17 protein-coding genes are annotated in these 26,783 nt (G+C 40.6%); 6 read left to right on the top strand and 11 right to left on the bottom strand.

Features of this window, described 5'->3' with window-relative positions; all coding sequences use genetic code 11:
- Positions 1–427 precede the first annotated feature (427 nt).
- Entirely contained in the window at positions 428–1,504 is a 1,077-nt protein-coding gene (gene acsF / locus H6G41_RS10255; protein WP_190746095.1) for a magnesium-protoporphyrin IX monomethyl ester (oxidative) cyclase, read from the bottom strand.
- A gap of 1,034 nt (positions 1,505–2,538) precedes the next feature.
- Between acsF and H6G41_RS35040 the strand changes: the two genes are divergently transcribed.
- Entirely contained in the window at positions 2,539–3,024 is a 486-nt protein-coding gene (locus H6G41_RS35040) for a TM2 domain-containing protein (protein ID WP_374939419.1), read from the top strand.
- Positions 3,025–3,130: 106 nt separating this feature from the next.
- Here H6G41_RS35040 and H6G41_RS10245 read toward each other — a convergent pair whose 3' ends face one another.
- The 5 genes from H6G41_RS10245 to hemW all read right to left on the bottom strand — a co-directional run bounded on the left by H6G41_RS10245 (position 3,131) and on the right by hemW (position 9,567).
- Entirely contained in the window at positions 3,131–3,736 is a 606-nt protein-coding gene (locus H6G41_RS10245; protein WP_190746094.1) for a DUF2996 domain-containing protein, read from the bottom strand.
- 251 nt (positions 3,737–3,987) lie between these two features.
- Entirely contained in the window at positions 3,988–5,028 is a 1,041-nt protein-coding gene (locus H6G41_RS10240; protein ID WP_190746093.1) for a low specificity L-threonine aldolase, read from the bottom strand.
- 175 nt (positions 5,029–5,203) lie between these two features.
- A complete protein-coding gene (locus tag H6G41_RS10235) occupies positions 5,204–6,451 on the bottom strand; it encodes a glycerate kinase (protein ID WP_242037871.1) in 1,248 nt (415 codons plus the stop codon).
- Positions 6,452–6,545: 94 nt separating this feature from the next.
- Entirely contained in the window at positions 6,546–8,039 is a 1,494-nt protein-coding gene (locus H6G41_RS10230; protein WP_242037870.1) for an SLC13 family permease, read from the bottom strand.
- A gap of 343 nt (positions 8,040–8,382) precedes the next feature.
- Positions 8,383–9,567 carry a radical SAM family heme chaperone HemW gene (gene hemW / locus H6G41_RS10225; RefSeq protein WP_190746092.1) on the bottom strand — a complete coding sequence of 395 codons (1,185 nt, stop codon included), beginning with the start codon at positions 9,565–9,567 and terminating at the stop codon, positions 8,383–8,385.
- A gap of 251 nt (positions 9,568–9,818) precedes the next feature.
- Here hemW and H6G41_RS10220 point away from each other — a divergent pair, with 251 nt between their 5' ends.
- Complete coding sequence (locus H6G41_RS10220; protein WP_190746089.1) at positions 9,819–10,895, top strand: PIN/TRAM domain-containing protein; 1,077 nt, start codon at positions 9,819–9,821, stop codon at positions 10,893–10,895.
- Positions 10,896–10,982: 87 nt separating this feature from the next.
- On the opposite strand, the gene H6G41_RS10215 is transcribed toward H6G41_RS10220, so the two are convergent.
- Positions 10,983–11,186 (bottom strand): hypothetical protein, encoded by a 204-nt coding sequence (locus H6G41_RS10215; protein WP_190746087.1) that lies wholly within the window; start codon positions 11,184–11,186, stop codon positions 10,983–10,985.
- A gap of 1,264 nt (positions 11,187–12,450) precedes the next feature.
- Positions 12,451–12,942, bottom strand: coding sequence for an orange carotenoid protein N-terminal domain-containing protein (locus H6G41_RS10210; RefSeq protein ID WP_190746085.1), 492 nt, complete (start codon positions 12,940–12,942; stop codon positions 12,451–12,453).
- A 149-nt stretch (positions 12,943–13,091) separates the two neighbouring features.
- Between H6G41_RS10210 and H6G41_RS10205 the strand changes: the two genes are divergently transcribed.
- The 4 genes from H6G41_RS10205 (at position 13,092) to H6G41_RS10190 (ending at position 16,513) form a co-directional block, all read left to right on the top strand.
- Positions 13,092–13,301 carry a hypothetical protein gene (locus tag H6G41_RS10205; RefSeq protein ID WP_190746083.1) on the top strand — a complete coding sequence of 70 codons (210 nt, stop codon included), beginning with the start codon at positions 13,092–13,094 and terminating at the stop codon, positions 13,299–13,301.
- On the top strand, positions 13,298–14,842 hold the full coding sequence (locus H6G41_RS10200) for an FAD-dependent oxidoreductase (RefSeq protein WP_190746081.1): 1,545 nt from the start codon (positions 13,298–13,300) through the stop codon (positions 14,840–14,842). The genes H6G41_RS10205 and H6G41_RS10200 overlap by 4 nt, the downstream gene beginning before the upstream one ends.
- A gap of 89 nt (positions 14,843–14,931) precedes the next feature.
- Positions 14,932–15,639 (top strand): actin-binding WH2 domain-containing protein, encoded by a 708-nt coding sequence (locus H6G41_RS10195; RefSeq protein WP_096643113.1) that lies wholly within the window; start codon positions 14,932–14,934, stop codon positions 15,637–15,639.
- A gap of 166 nt (positions 15,640–15,805) precedes the next feature.
- Positions 15,806–16,513, top strand: a complete 708-nt coding sequence (locus H6G41_RS10190) for an actin-binding WH2 domain-containing protein (protein WP_190746079.1) — start codon at positions 15,806–15,808, stop codon at positions 16,511–16,513.
- Positions 16,514–16,561: 48 nt separating this feature from the next.
- On the opposite strand, the gene H6G41_RS10185 is transcribed toward H6G41_RS10190, so the two are convergent.
- From H6G41_RS10185 to H6G41_RS10175, 3 genes are all read right to left on the bottom strand, one after another.
- Positions 16,562–19,144: a CHAT domain-containing protein gene (locus tag H6G41_RS10185; RefSeq protein ID WP_190746077.1), complete on the bottom strand. Its 2,583-nt coding sequence runs from the start codon at positions 19,142–19,144 to the stop codon at positions 16,562–16,564.
- A gap of 184 nt (positions 19,145–19,328) precedes the next feature.
- Positions 19,329–25,979: a filamentous hemagglutinin N-terminal domain-containing protein gene (locus tag H6G41_RS10180; protein WP_190746075.1), complete on the bottom strand. Its 6,651-nt coding sequence runs from the start codon at positions 25,977–25,979 to the stop codon at positions 19,329–19,331.
- A gap of 371 nt (positions 25,980–26,350) precedes the next feature.
- Positions 26,351–26,776, bottom strand: coding sequence for a hypothetical protein (locus H6G41_RS10175; RefSeq protein ID WP_242037868.1), 426 nt, complete (start codon positions 26,774–26,776; stop codon positions 26,351–26,353).
- Positions 26,777–26,783 lie beyond the last annotated feature (7 nt).

Raw genomic sequence — 26,783 nt, 5'->3', positions numbered from 1 at the left:
ATATTTGACCCATAAATATTTTTATTATTGACATTTTCCCTACTTTTTAACTTAACTATTTTTACCCAAATCCGAATATTACCCTTGAGGGTAATTTAGGAATTCCAAATAAATATACAAATTTTAAATGTACGGGCGGGATTTCCCCTTTGGCGACAATTAAACCGGTAATTAGTCATGCAAAATTAAATATACATTTGTCATTGCATTGGCGGAACGCCTTCTCGCAGAGTACAGAACGAAGTGAAGTGTAGACGCATTCGCGGAGCGTTGTCGAAGCGTAGCAATCGCAAGGGTTTTGGGATTGCTACACTTCTAAGTACTTATTCAATAGATCCCCAATTTTTTGAGAAGTCAGGTATCCGCACAAAAAAAGTGGCTCTGTGTTCCCACAGAACCACTAAAAAACTAGCAAAACCGTTATCAATTAACGAGCCATACCTTGAGCAGAAACCGCATCAATCGGTTTAATCAGGTATAACTTTAGCATCTGCCAACCAAGGGAGGCAAAAACGGGCAACTTTTGGAAAAATTGCAGGAATTTCGGAGTGTTGGAGTTAGCGATCGCATTTAATTTTGCCATCTTCTCTACACAATCATCCAAGCGCTGATAAAATTCTGGATGATCTACATCCAACATCAACGGGAAGACTCTTCCTGCTGTTTCATTAGTCTTCTTGATGACATAGATGTCGTATTCCCGCGCATCCAAGCCAATAGACGCATAAAAGTCCTGGCGCTGGATGTCATTGAGGTACATGGTGACAAATACTGACAATAGGAAGAAGCGACTCCATAGCTTAGCTTTCCAATCGTTGAGCATTTGCGGCTGGGATTTCATGATTGCATCGAAGAAATCACCATGACGGTTTTCATCCTGACACCAGTTTTCAAAGAAGCGGAAAATTGGATAAATCCGGTCTTCTGGATGCGCTTCTAAATGGCGGTAAATGGTGATATAGCGCCAGTAACCAATTTTTTCTGAAAGATAAGTAGCGTAGAAAATAAATTTCGGCTTAAAGAAGGTATAAGCGCGACTTTTTGTCAAAAACCCTAAATCTAAAGAGAGATTAAAGTCTGACATTGCTTTGTTCAAAAAGCCAGCATGACGCGCTTCATCCCGTGACATCAAGTTGAAGCATTCAGCCAAAACAGGGCTTTTATCTTTTAAGCGCCGTCCCAGTTCTTTGTACAGCAAAAAGCCGGAGAACTCGGCTGTACAGGAACGTTCTAGAAATTCAACAAATAAACGGCGAGTTTCCCCATCAATATGATCCCAGGATTGTTCAAATTCGGCATCCCGAACAAAATGATGGCGGTTGTAGTCTGCACGAAACTCTTCGAGAATGGCTATTAACTCGTCTTCATTGACGGAGATGTCCATCCGCGCCATTTCATCAAAGTCGGTGGTATAAAACCGGGGTGTTAAAAGTGTTTCTTTTGCGGGGACTTTAATCCCTGGTCGCAATTCGTCAAAGCCTGGTTTTTTGAGGGAATCTACCATGTCTTAATTTCTCTTTTGTCTTTATTATCTTGAGTACACCAGAAAGCCAAGGATTTGGCTTTCTTAAGGCGCAACTAGATGACATTGACATCCTCACCGTGGCTTAAGCAACGGTGATTCCTAAGACTCACGACTTAGGTTTCTGCTTCTTTCCCTTTCGACTACGCTCAAGGCAAGCCTTACGGGTATTTCGCAACTGCCTCAACGCTCGAAGCGTTTTTCGGTCTTATGTTCGCTCCACAGACTTTAGGTTTTACCTTCCCGCAAGCCCTGCGGTATTCTTAATCCAAAATGTACCACATCAAACTCATCCTTTTAGGACGGGGTTTTGACGCAATTTTTCGATAAACCATTCGTATAAAATTCAGTCTACCAAGCTGCTGGATCAAAACAGGTAGAAGAAACGTTAAGAGTTGCAACAATACTTCAATCTTACCGGAACCCAGAATTGGCGATCGCTAGTCTATGTCATAGGTAAAGACACGATCCGACCCCCTAGTGCAATGGCACAAATCCACCTGAGCGAAACAGTAAAATTTTTGTAGGACAACCATAGTAAAAAATTATAAATGAGTAATTATTCGGATAAGCTGCGCATAGGCTGGGAGCGACTCCAAAAAGCTGGCAACGACCCGGAATTACTGGGTTATGCTTTGGTTAGTTTTCACGGTGCTTTGGCAGACTATTTTCGGCAATGGCTAGCAGCAAATTCTGCAATTGAGGCGGAAACTTATAGCAAACTGCAAGACCGACAAGCGCTAAACTGGCAAGAATTAATCGATTTGATGCAAAAGTATGGCAATCTCAGCTACGAGGCGCGGTTTCGGATCAACAATGCTAACAGGTTGTGTCAGGAGGTTAATCACGGTAATCCCTTCCAAGGAACGCGCGCCGATGTAGAAGACTATGGCAAATTTGTGCAAAAACAAATTGCTAATCCCTATGCAGCGTCTTTACCCAAAAATAACCCTCGCAGCTATAGCCAGACCAATACATTTCAGTTAAATAATTTAGCTGAAATCTTCAGAAACGAAATTAATCGTAGTAACAATAATCCTCTAATTACTTCTTACCTATTATGTGCAGTAGGTTTTTTAGGCATCGGAGGACTGCACCGTTTATACAATGGCAAAATCTTAACCGGTTTTTTGTGGTTATTTAGCGGTGGTTTATGTGGTGTGGGACAGTTCGTGGATTTGTTTCTCATTCCGCGGATGGTAGACGAATACGAACAGAAACTCAGACTCAAAGCCGGAGTATCTCCCTATGGCGTACCGCTAAACCAGCCAGTAGTTTCAACATCAACTTATCGTCCTACTGCTAACCAACTCATGGTGAAACTCATCGAAGCCGCAGAAAAAAATGGAGGTACTCTCACTGTTACCCAAGGTGTGAAAGCAACAGGAGTCAGCTTTGCGGAAGTAGAAAAGAGCCTCAAGGAAATGTTTAAATCAGGGTACGTCAGAATAGATAACGACCCCATCACTGGAGCCGTTACCTATCATTTTCATGAGCTTTAAATTTAGTTGTCAGTTGTCAGTTGTCAGTTGTCTAAATACTAAATGACCATTGACCAATGCCCAATGCCCAATGCCCAATGCCCAACGCCCAATGCCCAATAAATGACTAATTTCTACCTAGCCATTTTTGACCATTTAAGCGTTGTACTAAACCAAATACCAACAAGTCAAGAGTGATTTTCCGTTCATCAATTAAGAAGGATTCAAGAGTGCTAGGTTTCTTGCCTTCATTACAAGAAAATCCTTTTTTCCCTTGAATATCTTCATCAGGAAAATAAAGGTTAAATTGGCGAAAACCATTTTGCCAACTACCTACCAATTGCCAGCATTCTTCTGCGGATTCAAAGCCAGTGATGGGTACTTTTTGTTTCGCAAAAGATAGCTGTAAATCTGAGACACCTTGCTGTGTAATCGCCTTTTGCACAGCAGGTAAGTATTCTTGCTGGATGAACTCTACAAACGGCTTATCTTCCACTGTTGGGGCTTTTTCTTTTTTAGCAGCGGCTTTAGCAGCGGGTTTTTCTTCTCCATCTGCTTTAGCGGCGGGTTTCTCGCGCTTGGGTGCAGTGGTGGTTTTAGCAGCATTAGGGTTAGTTTCTGGGTTTGCTGCTTTGGGATCTGGCGTGTTGGCAGTAGGGAGGCTTGTCGCTACTGGTTCATCGGTGGTGGGAGCTACCTCTCCCGCTTGATTTTGATTGGTTTCGTCTGCCATTGCTCAGGTCAATCCTTTATCTAGCTTTCAGAGCGATCGCTCACCTTAAGGTATTAGTTACTTTCATTTTGGCATAGGAAAGCTTCACTCTAGCTAGCAAATATAATTTCTTCCCTACAGTCAACCTTCATGATAATTTTTCGATACCTACCATAGTTATCCTACCGAAGTCAGACAATTATTATGATCACCTCGTCCATGACACCAAAAAAAGCCAGATAAGTAAGACCAATAATCATAAATTAATAAACCTATTTGCTCAACGCCAAATTAATATCATTCACTAATTCATCAATTCTCGCTAATGTAGTATTCCAAGAACACATAAAACGGACTCCTCCGACACCAATAAATGTATAAAACTGCCAACCCTTATCTTTTAAAATTTGAATTACCTGTTCTGGTAATTTCGCAAAAACAGCATTAGCTTCTCTGGGAAACATCATCTCAACGCCATCTATATTTAATAATTTTTCTTCTAAATAGGCAGCACATTGATTTGCATGGCGAGCATTTTTTAGCCATGCCCCAGTTTCTAATAATCCCAACCAAGGCGCAGAAATAAACCGCATTTTGGAAGCTAATTGCCCTGCTTGTTTGCTCCGATAATCAAAATCTTCTGCCAAAGCTTTGTTAAAAAAAATAATCGCTTCGCCTAAAGCCATACCATTTTTTGTGCCACAAAAACACAGCACATCGACACCACTTTTCCAAGTAATATCAGCAGGACTTTGATTCATAGCAGCGACTGCATTGGCAAAACGCGCGCCATCCATGTGAATCTTTAAGTTATATTTACGGGCAGTTTCTTTAATACTTAAAAGTTCTTCTTTTGTATACAAAGTACCTAATTCAGTTGCTTGAGTAATACTAATTACTTTGGGTTTGGGATAATGAATATCAGTACGTTTGGTAACTAACGCCGCTATCGCTTCTGGCGTTAATTTGCCATTTTCACCTTTAGCTAATAGTAACTTAGAACCGTTAGAAGCAAACTCTGGTGCGCCACATTCATCTGTTTCTATATGGGATGTTTCATGACAGATAACGCTGTGGTATGACTGACAAAGTGCAGCTAAAGAGAGGGAATTTGCAGCTGTACCATTAAAAACAAAAAATACTTCGCAATCTATTTCAAAAAGTTCGCGAAAATAATCCGTAGCTTTTTGCGTCCATACATCGTTACCATAAGCAGGAGCGCTCCCTTGATTGGCTTGCAGCATGTATTCTAAAGCTTCTGGACAAATTCCCGAGTTATTATCACTAGCAAATTGTTCTGGTTGGTTATGCATAATTTTAACTGTGCTGGTCTTGTCATTTGTTAGCTGTTAGTGTTTACAGCCAATGAAAATTTTGTGATTCGATTAGATATTATTATAAGGGCACAATATTATTGTGCCCCTACCTATATGGATTACTTGGAAGCAGGTATATTCAAAGTAAAATAAAACTTGCTAAAACTTCTAATTACAGATTATTGCAACTAGCCAGGTAACTAGCTCTAGTTTTGAATTTTGTTGCTGGTTTTTGGTATGGCATATTGAATTTTGGATTTTTAAAACTGCTAATTTGCCGACCAACTAATAGCAACCGTCCTACCTGTTCAGCAGCATTTGTTAACAAGGTTGCAGTTTGAGAAAGAGCTTCACTCAATTGACAAGGATGAGTCAAAATACTATTAAAATAATCAATTCCTTGTTGGAAATTAATTTCTGCACCTTCACCAATAGTTCCCACTAGGGCAATTACAGGTAAATTATAACGCTTGGCACGCTTGGCTACTTCAGCAGGAATTTTACCGCGTGGGGTCTGAAAATCAATGCAGCCTTCTGCTGTAATCACTAAATCAGCGTTGGGAATCAGATTATCTAATTCCAAATACTGCATGACGATATCATAGCGTGAGTGTAATTTAGCGCCAATTAAAGCATGTAAACCTGCACCTAAACCACCGGAAGCACCACCACCTGAGATGAGTCGCACGTCCATATTTAAATCTGTTTTGATGACTGCGGCGTAATGTTCTAGTGCTGAAGCCATTGCTTCTACTGTGGCTGGAGATGCGCCTTTTTGCGGGCCGAAAACTCTGGCTACACCCTTGTCACCACAAAGGACATTATGCCAGTTACAAGCCACATCTATTTGGACTTGATTTAAACGCGAATCGCGCTCAGAAAAATCAATGTGTTTGAGTTTAATTAATTCTCCACAACCCAAACCTAACTCCTCGCCATTTTCATCCAATAGCTTGACACCCAAGGCTTGAGCCATTCCCGCACCACCATCATTAGTCCCAGAATCACCGCAACCAACTAAAATGCGTTCTGCACCAGCATCTAAGGCTGCTTTGATTAACTCCCCTACACCGTAGGTAGTTGTCATCATAGGATTACGCATATCGGCGGGTACAAGGCGCAACCCAGCCGCAGCAGCCATTTCTAAGACAGCAGTTTTTTTCGTGGTTCCACCCAAAAAGCCAAAGTGAGATGGTACTTGTTGTCCCACAGGGCCAGTTACTTGTAGATGATGTAATGTCCCGCCTGTAGCAGCTACTAAGGTTTTGGTAAAGCCTTCACCGCCATCTACTAGGGGTGCTTTGTAAATATTCACATCGGGTAAAACTCTAGCGATACCTGTAGCTATGCAATCAGCTACTTGTTCTGCATCAAGACTTTCTTTAAATCCAGAAGGAGCGATGAGAATGTTTAGTGTCATTATAATTTCCTGCGGCAATCCAGCCGCTTTTTTTGTTATTAAATCGGGAGTAGGGAGTCAGCAATTCATAATTGAAAATTCCACAATTGTTGACTTAGAAGGATAAACCTACCCAACGCCACCAGGTGTAATAAAATAAGAGAACTAAAGCGAGGTGAATGACAATCATCACTGAACTTAGCCGGAGTAAATCTGTTGGTTTAAAACCATCTGTGTCTGCGTCTTGATAAACCATCAGCGCTTTGGAACTGACAGGGAAGGTGAGACAATAGTCCATTCCTAAGGTGCTAAGAAATAAGACAGCAACGGGATTGATATCGAGACTGCTAGCGAGGTACAGCAGGGGAGGAACTAAAGCTGCGGCTCTGGCTGTATGGGAAGTCATATAAATGTGAGAAGTTAGACTAATGATCGTGAGCAGTAGCAGAATGAGAAACTGAGAATTGGCGTTGTTGATTTCACTGAAGCGAAAGACATGCTCAATAATCCATTCCGATGCACCAGAACTAATTAATGCACGTCCTAAAACCAAGGTTGCACCGACAAAAATAATCAGATTCCAAGAAACATCTTTGACTGCATCTTTCCACTTAATGACACCAAGATTAGGTGCAGTAAGAATCATGGCTCCGATGATGGTGACGGTAGCAATTTCTAAACCATGCCATTGTTCGGTAATCCACAGCAGCAACATGAATAAAACAATGAATAATGTTTTGCGTTCGGGTAGAGATAGAGGTGTTGGTTGTAAACATTCAACATTTAACTTTTGTTGACAGCGTTTTTTGTCGAGAAATAAGCCCATGATTACCCAACAAGACGCATAACTGGCGACAATTCCAAAGGGTAAGCCGTAAATTAACCACTGGCTAAAAGATATATCTTTTCCAGAAATTTCTGCTAATAAATCTTTAGCCACTAAATGAGAACCGGCACCAGTTAAGGAAGCAATTGTAGATACTAAGATAATCGAAGGCATCAACAATGCTAGAGCGCGACGGGTACGTCTATCCTCTATGGTATTGGCGATGCTGCGAAAAATTGGATGGGTGACAGCAGCACGTCCAGAGGTAGAGGGAATCAAAAAAGATAGGGGAATTAAGACTGTAGTTAGCAACCAAAATAAACTACTAATATTGTGGGCTTTAGCTGCGACTGCTTGAGTTAGTCTGGTGGCTAAACCAGTTTGCTTAACTGCGCTTCCCAAAATAAATGCACCTATCATTAACCAGATAACGTCTGAACCCAAAGATGCAAAAAATTGTTCTTGGGAAATACATCCAGTTAACAGCAGTGAAAGTACTGAAAATAGGGCGATGTAACCAGCATTAATTGAAGTTGTTGACCACAAAATTACAGTCAGCAGAAATACAAATACAGTCACCCGTCCTTTGATAGATAAGTCATCAGGAAAAAATACTATAACACTAGATATAGATGTTAAAAACAGTGCCATTAGTGATTTCTTGTGCCCAGGATTTGCGCGGCGAAAATATTGTAAAAATTTAGCTAATTGTTGTTTAATTGTGGTGCCATTAAGCTCATTGCCATCTATTTTCATTGCTTTTTTATGCTCTATTTGGTTCATTTTTTTTACTTGGTTTGCATCCTAGTAAAAAAAGCGATTGCGAACTTTTTATTAACTTTACCTTAAATTAATTTTAAACAGTAATTGATGATAATATAATTAAGGAAATATGAGTAAATTCTCATGAAAATGTCAAAAAAATAGCGATCGCAGTGCAGCTTATCAGCAATTAAAAAGAGCCATTGAATATAATCATTCAACGGCTGAATATGTCGATTAAAAAACAATATATTGAACTGAGAAAAAGCTAAATATGAACTATGTTCATGAGCTTTTTAACTATGATATTTACCTATGTAATTGCAGCGATTAATAGGTTTATTTTGCTCATGAGCTTCGCTGTTCATTCACCAAATTCGGCAAATAATTCTGCTAAAACTACGTTAGAAAATAAAAAGCCTTGAGGATCGGTTAAACGCAATCTGCCATTAACAATTTCTACCCAACCTTTATCAAAATAGGGTTGTAAAAATTGATATATCTGTTCTACTTTCTCGGTTCCAAATTCCACGGCTAAGGCTGCTAAACTCATCCCTTCTGCTAGACGTAGTCCCAACATAAAAGTTTCCAATAAAACTTCATTAGTTGCTGTGACTTCACAATCGACTACGCAACCTGCTTCTACCCATTGGTAATATTCTTTAGTCTTCCGGGGACGAGTGAAGCGTTTTCCGTCAATGTAGCTAGCCGCACCCATACCAAAACCATAATAAGGACGGTTTTCCCAATAAACTCGATTATGTTGGCATTGATGACCTGGTTGAGCGTAGTTAGAGATTTCGTAATGTTCGTAACCAGCAGATGTTAAAGCTTGCTGTGCCATTTGGTACATTTGGACTGTGGTTTCATCTGTGGGTAAGGGACTCGCACCGGGTTGGTAGTAACGCCCAAAAGCTGTACCAGGCTCAATGGTAAGGTCATAAATTGAGATGTGGGTAGGCGCGATCGCCACTACTTTTGTTAATGAATCTTGCCAATCTCCTAAAGACTGATGCGGTAACCCAGAGATTAAGTCTAAACTCAATTCGGGTATCTCGACTTTGCGGACTAACTCTACAGCTGCAAAAATATCTGCAATTGTATGCGATCGCCCTGCTACTTTGAGTAACTCTGCTTGAAACGCCTGTACGCCTAAACTGACTCGATTTACCCCCAAACTGCGATAACCAGCTATATGTGCTAAATCAAACGTCCCAGGATCGATTTCCATTGAAATCTCCGCCCCTGGTAAAATCCCAAAACGCCTTTCAAGTGCTGCTAATATTTGCTGTAACTGGTCTACCGCCAATAAGGAAGGAGTACCACCACCAAAGAAAATTGTCTTTAAAGGTTGACCAAACGACTGGGTGATGCTGATTTCTTGAATTAGCAGTTCCACATATTGAGAGATAGTACCCGATGTTTCCCCACGCGCGCGATCGCCCACAACAAATATCGGAAAATCACAATAAAAGCACCTGCGTCTGCAAAAAGGAATATGCACGTAAGCAGAACTGGCAATACTATACAAATTAAGTTTTTTATCCATTGTCAAAAATATTAAAATTAATCATCCAAAGAATTACCGACAATAAAAATTAGTAGTTTATTTACAAGTTTTATCGTTTTACAACAAAACAATTAAGAATATGAAGGTAAAACTATTTCGTTATAATATTTGCAGATATTGCCTGCTTAAACCCCTAGAGTTAAGTAAACATTTATCAATCTAATTTGCCGATGAAATAAAAATTACTTACACTCTGTCGGTTAATACAGTTGCAGGAAAACCATACAACCATGCTAGATGCAATTATTATTCTCTCATTTATCCTAGCAGCAGCAGGAATAGGGTTCTATAGCATTGAACTACTACCTAATGGTTCGCTAGACCGGGTAACAAATCTCGAAGCTTTACGCTTAGTTGTTGCCGTTTTTGCCTCTATTATTGGCGGTGCAGTGGGGCTGAGTTTCCAAACTACATATCGTCGCTTAGAAGCACAAGTCAGAGAAATGCCTCTGGAAATGATTTTAACGCGAGCGATCGGTTTGGTAATCGGGCTATTGTTAGCCAACCTCATGCTAGCCCCGCTATTTTTGTTACCTATCCCTACGGATTTTAGTTTTATTAAGCCTTTAGTGGCAGTGGTCGGCAGTATTATTCTGTCTGTGACCGGGATGAATTTGGCTGATACTCACGGGCGAGGTTTGTTGCGATTTATTAATCCCAACACCGTAGAAACTATGGTAGCGGAAGGAACTCTCAAACCTGCCAATACGAAAGTTTTGGACACTAGCTGCATTATTGATGGTCGGATTGAAGCACTTTTAGAAACCGGCTTTCTGGAAGGACAAATTATTGTCCCACAGTTTGTTTTGCAAGAACTGCAACAAGTAGCCGATGCTAGCAAAGACCAAAAGCGGGTACGGGGAAGACGAGGACTAGAAATTCTCAACCGCATTAAAGAAGCTTATCCCGATCGCATTCTGATTAACCCAGCAGATTACGAAGATATTCCCACAGTAGATGCCAAGCTGGTGCGATTTGCCCAAGAAATCAATGCCACACTGCTAACTAACGACTACAATTTATCAAAAGTCGCTAGCGTGCAGAAAGTCCCAGTATTGAATGTCAACGATTTAGTTAACGCTGTCCGTCCCACCTATTTACCTGGTGATAACCTAGACTTGAAAATTCTCAAGGAAGGGAAAGAACCAAGCCAAGGAATTGGCTACTTAGATGATGGCACAATGGTAGTTGTGGAAGAAGGTAGTAGTTATGTAGGCGGTGAACTAAGAGTTGTAGTCACCAGTGCTTTGCAAACTACAGCAGGACGCATGATTTTTGCAAAACCACAGGCTTCAGCATTGGCATAAGACACATAGAATGTTTAATTCAAATGTATTAGCAATCGGTGTAGGTTATCTACACCGATTGTTTATTATTCCTCTGCCAATGCCCTGCTATAATCCTCTATCTGCTGCTAATTTTCGCAACTTCTGGACTAATTCTCTGCCATTCTCTAGCTTATGTTTAGTCCCTAAGTCTATTAATTCTCGTTCGATTTGTTGCCTGTCGATAGCGTCTCCATCCAAGTAAAATCCAAATACTATGTCTACCATTGCATCTGTATTTTGCTTAGTTAAGTGGATTAAATTTTCTATCATACCTAATCTCCAGAATTAGCGATCGCCAGCCTGGAGTAGGTAAAAAAACGTAATCATAATATATACCTTGGCCAGACTGGTATTATCTTTCCCGTGATGCTACTGAAACTAACAAAGCTTGTGTTAAGAAATATGCTGACGCTTTGGAAACGCACCCCAACCTGAAGCAAATATTTAGCGAGATTCTGTAATATTTCTTTACACTTACATGAATCTACTTTTAGGCAATATAAAACCCTGAGTTACCCCAGGGTAGGCTAAAAAGTAATATACCAGCAATATATATTATTGTCCTGCTAACCGTAAATTCGATTCGTCCATTTGGTATATTTAACTATCTATCTAAAGGCTTAAATAGTCAGTATCATATATATGTAACAATTAGTACATAAAAATATTGACTCTGATATCTCCTATCTTATTAATCAATCCTTAACCGGATTTCTCACCAATTATTGCAACCTCAGTTCAGAGTCCAGAGTAGGGGCGGGTTGAGCGAAATATTCGTGAATGATTCGAGCATATCTGTGAACCCGCCCCTACTGTTTGTGAGAAATGCGGGCTTAGTCTGTCAGCTAAAACAATAGAAGTAAATCCAATCTTTCAATTTTTTTAATTAATGCTTTAGGTAGATATTGAATTGATTGACTAATTTTAAACTCATGTTTGGTAGGACACTTATGTAACGACTCACACGTATTTCCTCACATTCAATTATGTGGGGATTTTATTTTTTAGGAAAAAATACTTATATTAATTCAAAATTAAGAATTCAGACTGGACAAGATTTTAAGTCTGTTTATCTGTCGCATTCTTTTTCAAATTGGTATTTATTAAATTGTTTGAGTATATTTATTGAGCAAGATTTCATTCAATTTCTTACGGAATTTAACCAATATATAACCCAATACGGTTCAGTTAAGGATAATTGTAGGTTGGGTTGAACGAAGTGAAACCCAACAAACTCCTGGAAATGTTGGGTTTCGTTCCTCAACCCAACCTACGCAGCTTAATGTTTTTGGCGCTAACTGAACTGTATTGATATATAACCTAAATTTAGCAAGGTTATGGAGGAATTTAATATTTAAGATAGAGTGAGAATTTTTCAATTAAAAAAATGGCGATCGCCATTGAGAGCAAAAAATTTCTGTGGACTTATTTCTATTCGTTATTTAAGTAAGTCGATATATAATAAGCTTCCTATAGTAAAGCTATAGGAAGCTTGTTTTGTGTTAAGTACTAAAGCAGAAGTAAAAAATTAATTTTACAGCCCAGCGCCAGCTTTGGCTTCAGCACCCATTGGTGCAACATAATCGCGGAAAAGGGTAATTTGTTGCTCAAAAGCTAGATTTTTAATTCTATCTAACAAAGATTTAGCTTGTGAGGGAAGTTGATAATCATCAGGTATGGGAATGATAGTACCGTTATCCATACCTTGAGATAAACGATACCAAAATAGTAACTTGGTAGTTTCGCCAAGAGAACCATATTGGCGGGAAAGTTGGGTATCAACTTTGTTAATTAAATCCCGTTGAACTTGTAGTTGTTCTTCGTGAGATAGTTCTTTAACTTGATTAAACAAACCTTCAGCAATTTCTGGAGAAACTGTGCTAGCGCCGGGTGCTGCTGGTGTGATTGCTTTACCCATTTCTTTGTAGATGAACCAAAACAACGCCAGTTGTTGATCTACATCTAATTGTCGCCAAGCTTGAACATGTTCTTTGATAGTTGGATCGCCAGTTTGGGTGTATGTCATTACAAACTCCGCTTGTGATTTTTCTTTGTTTTATGTCACAAATAACGGTAACAAAGTTACATCCGTGGTTTAACCCTACTGAAGATAGAACATTAGTTATTAGTCATTAGTCATTTGTCATGATTCATTGGACTTTTGACTGTTGACTTTTGATCTGGCAAAGATATAAGAAGATTCCATTGAAAGCGGCGGGAAACTCCATCCCCTTGTGGGTGGAAAGGGATAGCCGCCCCGCCGCTAGGGCATTGGTATGTTCTTTCCCATGCCCAATTCCCAATGCCCAAAAACTCCATCCCCTTGTGGGTGGAGTTTTTCATTTACCCTCTATGCTGAAGTTAAGCATTACAGAGGGTTTATGAGCATCACTGAAGATATTCTTTCCCAATTACCAGGGGATGTGATGGCTGGTTTACGTAAAAGCGATCGCATTCTAGCATCCCTAAGAGCAGATAAAGCACCAATCCCATCGGTAGTTAAGGAGAATAATCAACTTTTAGATAGCGTAGACTGGGATGTAATTGTCTGCGGTGGAACTTTAGGAATTTTAATTGGCTGCGCTTTAGCTGTTGGGGGTGTGAAAGTCGGATTAATTGAACGGGGGATGCTGCGGGGTAGAGAACAGGAGTGGAATATCTCGCGTCAAGAGTTAGAGGTGTTTGTAGAATTAAATCTGCTAACTCATGAAGAATTAGAAACAGCGATCGCTACTGAATATAACCCAGCTAGAGTTAGCTTTCCAGGTGGTACGGAAATTTGGGTAGAGGATGTTCTCAATATAGGTGTCGATCCTGTTTATCTATTAGACACATTAAAAAGCAAATTTTTAGTTGCTGGGGGTGAATTGTGGGAAAACACCCCGTTAACTGAAGCTGTGGTTCATCCCAATGGGGTGATGGTAAATAACAAACTGAAAACTCGGTTATTAATCGATGCGATGGGACATTTTTCGCCAATTGCCCAGCAAGCCCGTCAAGGAGAAAAACCCGATGCTTTATGCTTAGTTGTGGGAAGTTGCGCTCAAGGTTTTCTGGAAAATAACTCCGGTGACTTGTTGTTATCATTTACATCCTTGCAGAATCAGTGCCAGTACTTCTGGGAAGCTTTTCCCGCTAGGGATGGAAGAACAACTTACTTGTTTACCTACATGGATGCGCACCCACAACGTATAGGTTTAGAAGATTTATTTGCCGAATATCTCCGCCTTTTACCAGAATATCAGGGTGTGGAATTAAATCAGTTAAAGTTTCAACGGGCACTGTATGGCTTCTTTCCTACATATCGCCAAAGTCCCCTCAAAACTCCTTGGAATCGCATTCTCCCAGTAGGTGATAGTAGCGGTAGTCAATCACCTTTAAGTTTTGGTGGTTTTGGGGCGATGGTGCGTCACCTCAAACGGTTAACTTTGGGGATTGAAGCAGCATTACAAACCGATCAATTATCTGCAAATGCGTTGAGTTTACTCCAACCTTATCAGCCAAGTTTAGCTGTTACCTGGCTATTTCAAAAAGCGATGAGTGTAGGTGTAAATCAAAATATTCCGCCAGAGCAAATTAACCAACTGCTTGCAGTTGTGTTTGCAGAAATGCAAAAGTTAGGTACACCCGTACTCAAGCCATTTTTGCAAGATATCGTGCAGTTTAAAGCCTTAACTCAAACACTTGTAAAAACAGCTTTGGCAAATCCGGGATTAATTGCCAAAATAATTCCCCAAGTCGGTCTGCTAAATTTATTAGATTGGCTGGTGCATTACATTAATTTAAGTGTTTATACTGCCTTGTTTTCCTTGAGTACAATGTTAGAAACATGGGTGAAGTCTCTACCAAAACAACAACAATATTATTGGCGTCGTTTGGTTGATGGCTGGAAATATGGCTCTGGTAAGGATTATCAAGAAAATTAAGTTAACAGCTAACTTAACAAAACTAATAACGCGACGATCTGCTGAAAGATCGCTCGCGTTTTTCTCAAGAAACTGGTGTGAGGATTAAGATGATTGAACGACAATCTTCAGGGATAAAATACTTTACAGTCCTGATTGGCTTATTACGCGATCGCCAAAATTTTTTAGAAGAAATTACTCAAGGGATTAGATTACCAAATAAAATCATTTCGCTGTTGGTTTGCAGTTCCCTATTTCTCGCTATTTATGGCGGTATTATTGGCGCATATCATAGCTGGATGCAAGCTTTATCTTCAGCAGTAAAACTACCAGCGCTTTATTTAATTACCCTGCTGATTTGTTTACCCACGCTGTATTTTTCTAATATTATTTTCGGTTCCAAGCGCACTTTCGGGCAGCATTTCGCCCTAGTATTAACAGCAGTATCTGTAACGAGTGTCTTGTTATTTAGCTTTGCACCGATTACGCTGTTTTTCTTAATCACTACCAATAATTATCAATTTTTAATCTTACTCAATGTTGTGATATTTTCCTTTACTGGATTTATCGGCATTTCTTCTTTATATCAAGCTACAAGCGTGGTATTAGAACAAAATGATGATGAAAGTACCAAAACACGCCGGAAGATTATCTTTTCCTGGCTATTTTTGTATGCTTTCGTTGGTAGTCAATTAGGATGGACTCTCAGGCCTTTTTTTGGTACACCTGGTTCTGTATTTCAACTATTTAGAGATAGAGAAGGTAGTTTTTACCTCAGCGTTTTACAAGCTATCGGTTATCTCTTAGGAATTCGTTAGGGGCTAGGGGTTAGGGGTTAGGGGCTAGGGATGAATAATTGAGTATTTTTCTTTAGTACCTCAATATTCTCACCATCTGCCAAGTCACTGAGCTTGTCGAAGTGCTGCCATCTACCTTCTCCTCAAGACAAATTTTAACACCAACTTACTTAATAAATTTATCAACATGCTTGAGAAGCCATCTTACAAAAATCAACAGTTTGCGATTCTCATCAGTTTACTGCGCGATCGCCAAGGTTTCTTAGAGGAAATTAGCCAGGGAATTAGGTTACAAAGTAAAACCAGCGCCTTGTTTGTTTCCAGTTCTATTTGTTTTGCAATTTACGGCGCAATTATCGGCGCATCTCACAGTTGGGGACAAGCTTTATCTAGTGCAATCAAGCTTCCCGCTTTTTATTTATTAACGCTGATAATTTGTTTTCCTACTCTCTTCTTTTTTAATGTTCTTTTTGGTTCTCGCAGTAGTTTCCAACAGCATTTTGTCGTATTGCTCACGGCTGTATCAGTAATTAGCGTGCTGTTATTTAGCTTGGCTCCCGTGACGCTATTTTTTATGATTACTGCGCCCAATTCTTACCAATTTTTTAAACTGTTAAATGTCTTAATTTTTGGTATCACAGGTATTTTTGGGATTAAGTTTCTCTATGAAGGGATGCAGTTACTTTCTAAACAAGATGAAGTCGGAAAGAAAACCCGCACAACTATTTTAAGATCCTGGTTATTTTTATATGGGTTTGTCGGCGTACAATTAGGATGGTTTTTAAGACCATTTTTTGGCGCACCTGGTTCTAAATTTGAGTTATTCCGCGCTGTCAGTGGTAATTTTTATTTAGATATTGTCAGCGCCATCTCGGAAATTTTAGGTGGGCGTTAGGTGAATCAATTTTGGAATTTGGATTTTAGATTAACCCCATGCAGTAGTTCACAGCCAATTACCAATAAGTACATAAGCAGACCAAAAGCGGGGTGCTTTGTATTGGGGATCTTTCAATAACTTTAGCTGGGCAAGGCGCAAGGCTTCAGCTTTGCTAACTTTACCTTGCTGAAGTTCTTGATAAAAAAGACCAACAAATTTAGCTGTCGCTTCATCATTAATATCCCACAGAGAAGCGATCGTACTTTTTGCCCCAGCGCGAACTGCAACCCCAGCTAAACCGAGTACGGCGCGATTATCACCGGTAGCTGTTTGGCAAGCACTTAAAAATAATAGTTCCATGCTGTTAGATTTACTACCTTCGCGACTGCGCAAAATTTTATCGAATTGGGTAACATTAATGAGACCATCGGCAGCCAAAATAAAGGTATCTTCAGCCCTGGAACTAAATTCACCGTGGGTGGCTATATGCACTATGTTAAAGTTAGCAGAGTTAATTTTGCTTTCTAAGGCTTTACTGGTAAATTGCTGTTCTAGAAGCTTGGTTGTTTCTACTCCGGTTTTAGCAATTAACTCAAACTCCTGTTCAATGGCAGGTAAGGGTGGATATTGAGAAAATCCTGGGGGAGAATTGATTAATCCGGCGGTAATAACTCTGAGTTTTTGGTTAGCTAAGGGTTGAGGATCGAGGAGTTGCAAACCCAGATTAAGAGAAACAGCGTATTTCTCTAATAAATATTTTTTACCATCATGCAAAGCTGCCATTGGCACATTACGTAAAGCTCCATCTAGCAAAAACACTAGAGTTTTGACGCCAGCAGTTTGTAATTCTGACTCAATCGGTTGAATTAGCCAACTGTAAAGCTGCTGTAACTGTTGTTTTGTAGCTTTGCTAGTATATTGTTGATTGAGATTAAATCGTAGTTGATTTGCTATTGTCTCGACTTCTGCTTGAGGTATTTTGGTGGCATAATGTCGCAGGGGTTGTTTAGGAATTTTGACGATTACTTGGAGTGATTCTGGCAGAATTATCGGGTAAAAAATAGCGGCGGTGGGATTATCTTCGTCTACTAATTTATCTAGTAATACTGTTTTACCTTGTAAACAAGCTTCGCGGAAAAAGTTATCTAATTCGGCTAATTGTAAGGCTTCAATGCGTTGGCGGGCTTTTTCTAGAATTTTTTCATCCGGTTTATCAGCTTGAGAGCGTAGTAGTATTTCTACTGATTCTCGATATACTGGTTCGACACTATCACGAAAGGATAATTGCACATCTTGGTTAACAGTTACTAAGTCACTGCGGAGAGTATCTAAGGTTGCTAAACTCGCATCATAGGCAATAATTGCATCTTGAATATTTCCTTGTGCTTTGAATATCCTACCTAATTGCCATTGCCAGCGATAAGCTATTTCTGGTGCGTTGTGAGTTTGGGTTAAAAATAAAGCCTGCTGGGTGAGTTTTTGTGCTTCATTCCACTGTTGTGTTTGTTCGTAGAAATGTCCTAAAGTACCGATTCCATAAGCTTCTGCGCGTTTATCGCCTAAATCGCGTGCTTGTTGAATGGCGCTAGCTATGAGTTGGGAATTCTTAAGTGTTAAATTTTCTCCCCCTAATTTCAGCAGATTTTGGACAAAGTTAATCCGCGCATAGATGGCTAAACTGCTGGTGGGAAGTTGGGCGATTTGCGATTGAATTTCTGGTAATAAAGTTTGTGCCTCAGCCAATTTACCATCTTCAATCATTAATTTCAGTTGGTTGAGCTGTGCTTGGACTTTAGTTAGGGGTGAGGGAGATATTTTAACTACTTGTTGGTATAAAGCAAGCGCTTCTGTGATTTTACCTTCAGCATGAGCATTATTCCCCAAGCTTAATAAACTGGCTGCTACATGCTCGACAGATTGTAACCGTTGGGCAATTTCGAGACTTTGCTGTAAAGCCTTTTGCGCTGCTGATAAATTACCGACTAATTGCAGACTATCACCAAGCGATCGCAAACTGACAACTTTTTCTAAACTATCTGGTTGCGATTGTAACTGCTGCTGTACTTGATTCAGTAATTTTATGGATTTTTGATAAAAACCTTGGATGCGTAAAACTTGGGCTTGATTGATTTGCGATCGCACTACGCCACTATTATCTTTAATTTTGGTATATATCTCTGCTGCCTGTTGCCAATTCTTCAAAGCTAAATCTGTTTGTCTTCTAGCTAATTGCAGACTAGCTTGCACATCTAGCGATTGAGCGAAAACTCCTAAATTTGCCGTCTTTTCTGAATTCGCTGTTAATAAATTGAGACTGGCTGTAATTGCTTGTTGGGCTTGATTCCAATCCCCCAGTTCTTGATAAGCTAGAGATAAATTACTCAAAGTTGCCGCTTGTCTGAGGATATCGCCCTGCTGTTGATATTCCTTGACTGCTTGCTGTAAAAATTTCACAGCTTCAGCAAATCTGCCAGCATCATATAATTTTTTCCCCTGTTCTAAATTAGAGTTAGCGACAGAGATTGATGTTTGTGCATTTATGGGATTATTAGCAACAAATTTACCCATAGCTGGTGAAACATGGGTGCATATTATCGTAGTTGCTACCACCAGCGCCAAAAAAGAGTATAGTTTATTTTTAAATTTCATTGCAGTTTAAAAGACAATTCAAAGCAAACTTAGTACAATATTTCATCAATTCATAGCTCATTCTCTGCGTACCTTTGCGCTTAACTTTGCGAGCCTTTGCGTTTAAATTTCCACCCTCAATAAACTAACCAAGAAATTTAATGCTTTAATTGAAACTATCAAAAGCGATCGCACTTTCAACCCGTTACCGAGAACTCGCGCAAGCAGCAGCTGTTAACGTCGGACTATGGGGTATAACTTGAGAAGCTTGTGCAACTAAATAGATATCGCCGTTGTCACCCTTAATTAATCCCTGCGCTTCCACAATCTCCGGTGGGGAAGGATTTTCATTCATACTACCCTGACTATTGCCCGGAGAATTTGGATTATTATCTACACTCACCCATTTTTTGACTACCGAATCTGTTTGCAGATATTCATAGGGATTAGAAGGTAAACCACCTCTTCCCGTAATCGTAAATGAACTGGCGCTTTGTTTACTATCAGGCTGACAAGAGTTATCAATTTGTCTAGAAGCATCCAGCAGATTGGCGCTGAGTTGCACTAAGCCTTTACTGGGATCTACTTCTGGTGTATTGATAGTTACATTACCGCTAATGCCCAATTCCGAACTAGCAGTGATATCGCTTTGTGCTGTCTGTTGTGCTTGGAATCCTATACCGAAGATTCCTTGAGTAGATATGTTAATATTGCCACCTTGACCGCTAAAAGCGTTGGCTGTAATATCGCTGTTTTCTTGGGTAACGGCAACAATGAAAGGACTATTAATGGTAATGTTACCACCATTACCGCCTGCAAAATCTGTGCCGGCTGTGGCGGTAATGTTGCTATTACGCCGCAGAAATAAGAAATCTTGAATATCTAATTTAATTTCGCCGCCATTATTACTAGTAGTAGCGGCATTAATAAAGGCTTTATTGTCTAAAATTAAAGTCCCAGCAGTCAGGGAAATATTGCCGCCTTTACCGCTACCATTACTATTGACGCCGATACCTGCACCGTTTTTAATAGTAAAAATTTCTGGGTCAATGGTAATATTGCCACTATCGCCTGTTGCAGTTTTTTCTGTATTGGCAAATAGTCCGGTATTTGTGCCATCTAAGGTGATATTATCCCGGACTTGGACGTTAATATTTCCGGCTTTGGCTGTACCAGATGTAGTGGTGAGAAATTGTCCACCGTTATTAGCAGTTAAGGTATGAGCATTAATGTTGATATTACCGCCTTGACCATTCATTGTTGAAGCGGAGATTTTCACGCCATCATTAATATTTAAGTTTTGGGTAGTAATAAGAATATTACCTGCATCGCCTATACCTGTACTTTCAACTGCTAATTTTCCTTTACCAGTAATGTTAATATTTTCCGGTGCGGTGAGAATTAAGTCACCACCTTTACCACTGCCAGAAGTAGAAGCAGAAATATTAGAATTGGGGAACAGGGTAATATCTAAATTGGGTTGATTTGCGTAGGGATTGAGTTTTAATGTCCCTGCGGGGGCTTGTCCTTGGGTTTCGGCAAAAATTCCTACAATGCCTGCTAAGTTTAATTTGGAGGCGTTTAAGGTGATACTGCCACCGCCTTGGGTGTTGGTAGCTGTTGCAGTGGCTGTTGCAGTGATGCGGGCGGTGTCGGATACTGTCAGGCTAGGAGTATTGAAAATAATATCCCCGGCTTTACCTGCGCCAGTGGTTTCTACAGAAATGATTGGCGCAAAGTCTTGGACACCTTTACCTATATTTACAGAATTTAGGGCGTTAACGCTAATTGTACCGCCATCGCCAGTACCAGAAGTTGAGGCGAAGATTTTACCACCATTAGTCAGGTTTAAAGTTGGGGTATTGAGTACAATATCCCCTGCATTACCAATACCAGAAGTGGCGGCGGAAAGGGTGACACCATCTGTTAAATTCAGGTTTTGAGTGGTAATTTCAATATTACCTGCCTTCCCAGTGCTAAAAGTTTCTACAGCTAATGTTCCTTGTCCGCTAATATTAATTGTTTCGGGGGCTTTGACAATTAAATCGCCGCCATTACCAATACCAGATGTGGAAGCAGATATTTTTGAATTGGGGAACAGGGTAATATCTAAATTAGGCTGATTTGCGTAGGGATTAAGTTCTAATGTCCCTGCGGGGGCTTGTCCTTTGGTTTCGGCAAAAATTCCCACAATGCCTGCTAGGTCTAATTTAGAGGCGTTTAAGGAGATGCTGCCACCGCCTTGGATGTTGGTAGCTGTTGCAGTGGCGGTGGCGGTGATGCGGGCGGTGTCGGATATGGTGAGGCTAGGAGTGTTGACAATGATATTTCCAGCTTTACCTGCGCCGCTAGTTTCAACCGAGAGGATGGGGGCGAAGTCTTGCACACCGATACCGAGATTAACTTCATTTGGTGCATTGACAGTAATTTTACCGCCATTACCGTTACCTGAAGTTGTGGCGAAGATTTTGCCGCCATTGGCTACTGTTAAAGTGGGAGTATTGAGAGTGATGTCTCCAGCAAAACCTTCTGCTGTGGTGTTAGCAGAGATTTCTGAGGAATCTGTGAGGGTTAAGTTGTTAGCATTAATTTGAATATTGCCAGCGTTGCCTATGCTGCTGGTGTTACTGGCGATTTTACTATTATTGAAGGCGACAGTACCAGGACTAAAGATGTTGACGTTTCCTGCGGGGTTGTCGCCTTTGGTGTCGCTTTCGATGCGAGTATCTTGAAATGTGAGATTACCTGTGCTGGTAATATTTACATTTCCTGATTGACCTACTCCACCAACATCTAGGGTAATTTCTCCAATTGGAAGCTTGATTGTCACCTGTTTACTGGTGATGATGTTAGTATTGGTCAAAGATAAATCTCCAAAACCGTTAACTTGAACATCTCCAGATTTGTCAGCAGAAGATAGAGTTAAGATATCTAAATCTGTAATGTTATTTTTAGCTTCTAAAGTAACGTTACCACCCTTTCCGGAATTTCCGTTTGTGGAAACAGAAAAGGAATTCAATGTTGCAGTATTAAAATTATCATTTATTATATTCCCATCTCTGGCGCTGAGAGTAATTATTCCACCAGTTCCCGAGTTTCCTGATTCTGAAAATGAGAAGGAGTTAAGTGTTTGTGTAGAGATATTACCCTGTGTGGTAGAAAGAGCGATGGCTCCGCCAAAGCCTGCGGCTAACGCACCTCCATCACCCGCGTTTCCTGAAACTGAAATTGAGAAGGAGTTAAGGTCGCCTGTAGAGATATTACCCTGTGTAGTAGTCAGGGCGATCGCACCTCCATCACCCGCGTTTCCTGAAAATGAAAATGACGGGGAACTCAGGCTTCCTGTAGAGATATCACCCAGTATAGTAGTCAGGGCGATCGCACCCCCATCACCCGCGTTTTCTGAAAATGAATATGATTGAGAGTCAAGGTTTCCTGTAGAGATATTACCCTGTCTGGTAGTCAGGGCGATCGCACCCCCATCACCTCCGTTTCCTGAAATTGAATATGATTGGGAGTCAAGGTTTCCTGTAGAGATATTACCCTGTGTGGTAGTCAGGGCGATGGCTCCGCCAAAGCCTGCGGCAAATGCACCCCCATCACCTGCGTTTGTTGAACTTGAATATGAATAGGAGTCAAGGTCTTGTGTAGAGATATTACCCTGTGTGGTCGTCAGGGTGATGGCTCCGCCAAAGCCTGCGGCTAACGCACCTTTGGAACCTCCATTTAGATAACGTGAAATTGAAGATGAGGAGGAGTTCAGGTTTTGTGTAGAGATATCGCCTCCTGAGGTAGTCATAGCGATCGCACCCCCATCACCCGCGTCTCCTGAAATTGAAGATGAGGAGGAGTTCAGGTTTTGTGTAGAGATCTCGCCTCCTGAGGTAGTCATAGCAATCGCACCCCCATCACCCGCGTTTCCTGAAATTGAAGATGAGGAGGAGTTCAGGTTTTGTGTAGAGATATCGCCCCCTGAGGTAATCATAGCGATCACACCTCCATCACCTGCGGTTCTTAAACGTGAATATGAGGAGGAGTCAAGGTATCCTGTAGAGATATTACCCTGTGTGGTCGTCACAGCGATCGCACCCCCATCACCTGCGTTTCCTAAACGTGAAAATGACTTGGAGTCAAGGTATCCTGTAGAGATATTACCCTGTGTGGTCGTCAGAGCGATCGCACCTCCATCACCTGCGTTTGGTGACAATGAATATGATTGGGAGTCAAGGTATCCTGTAGAGATATTACCCTGTGTAGTAGTGAGGGTGATGGCTCCGCCAAAGCCTGCGACTAACGCACCCGCATCACTTAAGTTTGATGAAAGTAATTTTGAGGACGAGTTCAGGTATCCTGTAGAGATATTACCCTGTGTAGTAGTGAGGGTGATTGCACCCCCATCACCCGCGTTTGGTGACTCTGATTTTGAGGAGGAGTCAAGGTATCCTGTAGAGATATTACCCTGTGTAGTAGTGAGGGTGATTGCACCCCCATCACCTGCGTTTCCTGAAACTGAAAATGAGGAGGACTTCAGGTCTTGTGTAGATATATCACCTTGTGTGCTAGTTAGGGCGATCTCACCTCCAGAACCTGCGTTTCCTGAAACCGAAAATGAGGATGAGTCAATTACTTGTGTAGAGATATCTCCTTTTATGGTGGTAGTCACAGTGATGGCACTCCCAGATCCCGCGTTTCCTGAAACTGAAAATGAAGAGGAGTTCAGGTTTTGCGTAGAGATATTACCCAGTGTAGTAGTCAGGGCGATCGCACCCCCGGAACCTGCGTTTCCGAAAGGTGACAATGAGGAGGAGTCAATTACTTGTGTAGAGATATTACCCAGTGTAGTAGTCAGGGCGATCGCGCCCCCATCACCTGCGTTTCCTGAATATGAAGATGAGGAGGAGTCAATTACTTGTGTAGAGATATTACCCTGTGAGGTAGTCACAGTGATGGCTCCGCCAAAGCCTGCGTTTCCTGAATATGAAGATGAGGAGGATTTAAGGCTTCCTGTAGTGATATCACCTCCTGTAGCAGTTAAAGTTATATTACCTCCACCCTGTTGGGAACTACTATCAATGTTACCTACAGTTAAACTCACACCTGCAATCTCAGCATTTCGTCCATTTGTTTTGATAGTATCGGCAGCATCCATCTGAAAATTACCGATTTTATTAGCATCAATATCTGCCAAAATTTTCAGATTATTCACAGCAGTCAAACTGCCATTTAGACTAATATTTTCCGTCGCTGATAGATTAACTTCACCACCAGTAGTCGAATTTCCAGCATTAATATTGCCAACATTAAGACTACCATTTGTAGCATTGAGAGTAATTGCACCGCTATTACCAGATATAACTGGAGTGCGAAACATTAATTTTGTCCCCTCAGCAGTTCCCCAAGGTGCAGTTTCCCCTGCTTTGTACAAAATACCTGAATCTCCTGCACAACAATCTCTAACTGTTAATTGCCAAATTCCTGTAGTATTTTCACTATTAAAAGATGCTAAACCCCCTACCCCTGTTGGTTTAAATCTCCCTTGAAAGGGAGGTGAAGCATTATTAATATTCGTATCTGCACTATCATCTAATACAGTATCTTGAAAGTGATCGCCATCATTTCCTATACGATTAAATAACTCCAATGTTGTCCCAGATGGTGAAGTGAGATTAACGCCTAGGTCACTATCCCAAGTATGTGATGCGGAAAACTGTACATCTAAATCTTCTATTGGTTGTGAATCTGATACTGTGAAGGTAAAAATAGCGGTTCCTTCAGTTCCACTCGCAGGAATATCACCCCCAGCATCTACATCAACTGCAATATCTCCGCCTTTCATCAAGGAGGTATCAATATTGCCTAATGTTAAATTCGCTCCCGAAATGCTAATATCTCTACCATTGGTTTTGATAGTATCGGCAGCATTCATTTGAAAATTACCAATTCCATCGCGATCGGCATCAGCAATAAATGCGATTTTACCGCTACCATCAGCTAAATTTAAAGTGCTATTAGTCAGAGAATCAACTGTAATATCATTAGTTCCTTGCAATATCAGATTTGTATTTCCAGACAAACCCTCTAAGGTAGTTTTATCGATTGTGGCATTATTGTTTTCACCAATAGTCAGGTTTTTAGTATTGAGGAATAATGTAGCTGTAGCGATATTTCCTCTAGTGATTAAATTTTCTGTACCTGTTAATTGTACTACCCCGAATGGTGCTGTTAATGTGCCTGTATTAATCACATTTGCCGCAAATAAATTTATATTCTTACCAGCATCTACTGTTAAATTACCTTGATTATTAATCGTCGCTTGCTGATTACTTAATGCATTGCTAAATAACGCCCCTGGTTTGACTGTCAATAAGTTACTACTTTGAGGATTAGTAGCACTAAATAACCCATTTTCACCTAATCTAATGCCATCGGCAGTAGTAGCAGTAAAAGAACCACGAATATCTATAACTGCATCTTTCCCAAAAATTATGCCATTGGGATTGATCAAAAATAGATTGGCGTTACCCAATACCCCCAGAGTTCCCAGAATTTGAGAAGCATTATTTCCCGTCACCCTTGTCAAAATGTTCTCAATTCCACTGGGATTGGTAAAGTATGCTCCTCTTCCTGAGTCAATATTAAATTCACTGAAACTGTGGAAGAGATTACTACCACGAATTGCACCCCCATCTATTCTGTCACTGGGAATGCCTTTAATTGTATCCGGGTTGACAACTGAGCTTTCAGTGCCAAGGGTATTATCGGGAATTATTTGTGCCTTAGCCAAGCTAAAGTGAGCCAGAGTCAAGTAAGTCAGACTGCTGACCATTAAGAAACGTATATTTTCCCAAAATTCCACGAAAAATACCTGTTTAAGGTGAAAATGGCTGCTGAGAGTATTTTACTATTTTTCGCTGCTAGTTTTACGGAGGAAGCCGGAATGATAAATTAGTAATTATTATTGATTCAGAAAAAGTGGTTTTTTGATGCTGTTGTGACAAGATTGTCAAATTTTATCGTGAATCTGCACTGAGAGCGATCGCCTTATACCAATTCAAAATTCAAAATTCAAAATCAATAAAGCCATATGTAGCAAGGGTCTTTGAGTTTGAATCTGTTGCTGCATTTTGAAGAATTGGTATTATGGAGGAAAACAAGAGTAAGTCTATGGGCAGGGTGAAACGCCCCACCCAACAAGAAAAGTTGTATATTTTTTTTATTTGGAAATCCCTAATTCTTCACTCGCCCGTTAGTTGGTTTCGAGATAAGTGCAGTTGGTACTGGTTGAAATTCTGGTGTCTCAACAACAACGGGAACTGGTAAAGCAGCGGTTTTCCCCCGCTTGCGACTAGATCCACCAGCTTTGGAATACTCCATGCTTTTTTTACCATATACACTCGCAATTCCACTGAGCATCCGTTCTGATAGTTCCGAGAGTGCTTTATCCATCTGAGTCACAGTGTTACGCGATTCTTCAAGATTGGACAGGAGTGTATTATGAGACTCCAATGCAGCACGGGTATTATCAATTAAGCGGCTATAAGCTTCAATGGTTAATCCATGTCCTAAATCGAGATTTTTATCAATGGATTTTAGCAGGGCGAGACGACGTTGGGCTTTGTCAACAGCAGCAGAACCGCGAGTTCTCAAAGGCATTTTAGAT

Source organism: Tolypothrix sp. FACHB-123 (assembly GCF_014697075.1).
GTDB lineage: Bacteria > Cyanobacteriota > Cyanobacteriia > Cyanobacteriales > Nostocaceae > Aulosira.
Note: the sequence above shows the minus strand (reverse complement) of the source record. Positions and strands in the feature narration are given on the sequence as shown.

Excerpts from the sequence above, each read along its gene's own strand:
- acsF (WP_190746095.1), bottom strand. The coding sequence starts at position 1,504 with ATGGTAGATTCCCTCAAAAAACCAGGCTTTGACGAATTGCGACCAGGG.
- H6G41_RS10245 (WP_190746094.1), bottom strand. The coding sequence starts at position 3,736 with ATGGCAGACGAAACCAATCAAAATCAAGCGGGAGAGGTAGCTCCCACC.
- H6G41_RS10240 (WP_190746093.1), bottom strand. The coding sequence starts at position 5,028 with ATGCATAACCAACCAGAACAATTTGCTAGTGATAATAACTCGGGAATT.
- H6G41_RS10235 (WP_242037871.1), bottom strand. The coding sequence starts at position 6,451 with ATGACACTAAACATTCTCATCGCTCCTTCTGGATTTAAAGAAAGTCTT.
- H6G41_RS10230 (WP_242037870.1), bottom strand. The coding sequence starts at position 8,039 with ATGAACCAAATAGAGCATAAAAAAGCAATGAAAATAGATGGCAATGAG.
- hemW (WP_190746092.1), bottom strand. The coding sequence starts at position 9,567 with ATGGATAAAAAACTTAATTTGTATAGTATTGCCAGTTCTGCTTACGTG.
- H6G41_RS10220 (WP_190746089.1), top strand. The coding sequence starts at position 9,819 with ATGCTAGATGCAATTATTATTCTCTCATTTATCCTAGCAGCAGCAGGA.
- H6G41_RS10215 (WP_190746087.1), bottom strand. The coding sequence starts at position 11,186 with ATGATAGAAAATTTAATCCACTTAACTAAGCAAAATACAGATGCAATG.
- H6G41_RS10210 (WP_190746085.1), bottom strand. The coding sequence starts at position 12,942 with ATGACATACACCCAAACTGGCGATCCAACTATCAAAGAACATGTTCAA.
- H6G41_RS10200 (WP_190746081.1), top strand. The coding sequence starts at position 13,298 with ATGAGCATCACTGAAGATATTCTTTCCCAATTACCAGGGGATGTGATG.
- H6G41_RS10195 (WP_096643113.1), top strand. The coding sequence starts at position 14,932 with ATGATTGAACGACAATCTTCAGGGATAAAATACTTTACAGTCCTGATT.
- H6G41_RS10190 (WP_190746079.1), top strand. The coding sequence starts at position 15,806 with ATGCTTGAGAAGCCATCTTACAAAAATCAACAGTTTGCGATTCTCATC.
- H6G41_RS10185 (WP_190746077.1), bottom strand. The coding sequence starts at position 19,144 with ATGAAATTTAAAAATAAACTATACTCTTTTTTGGCGCTGGTGGTAGCA.
- H6G41_RS10175 (WP_242037868.1), bottom strand. The coding sequence starts at position 26,776 with ATGCCTTTGAGAACTCGCGGTTCTGCTGCTGTTGACAAAGCCCAACGT.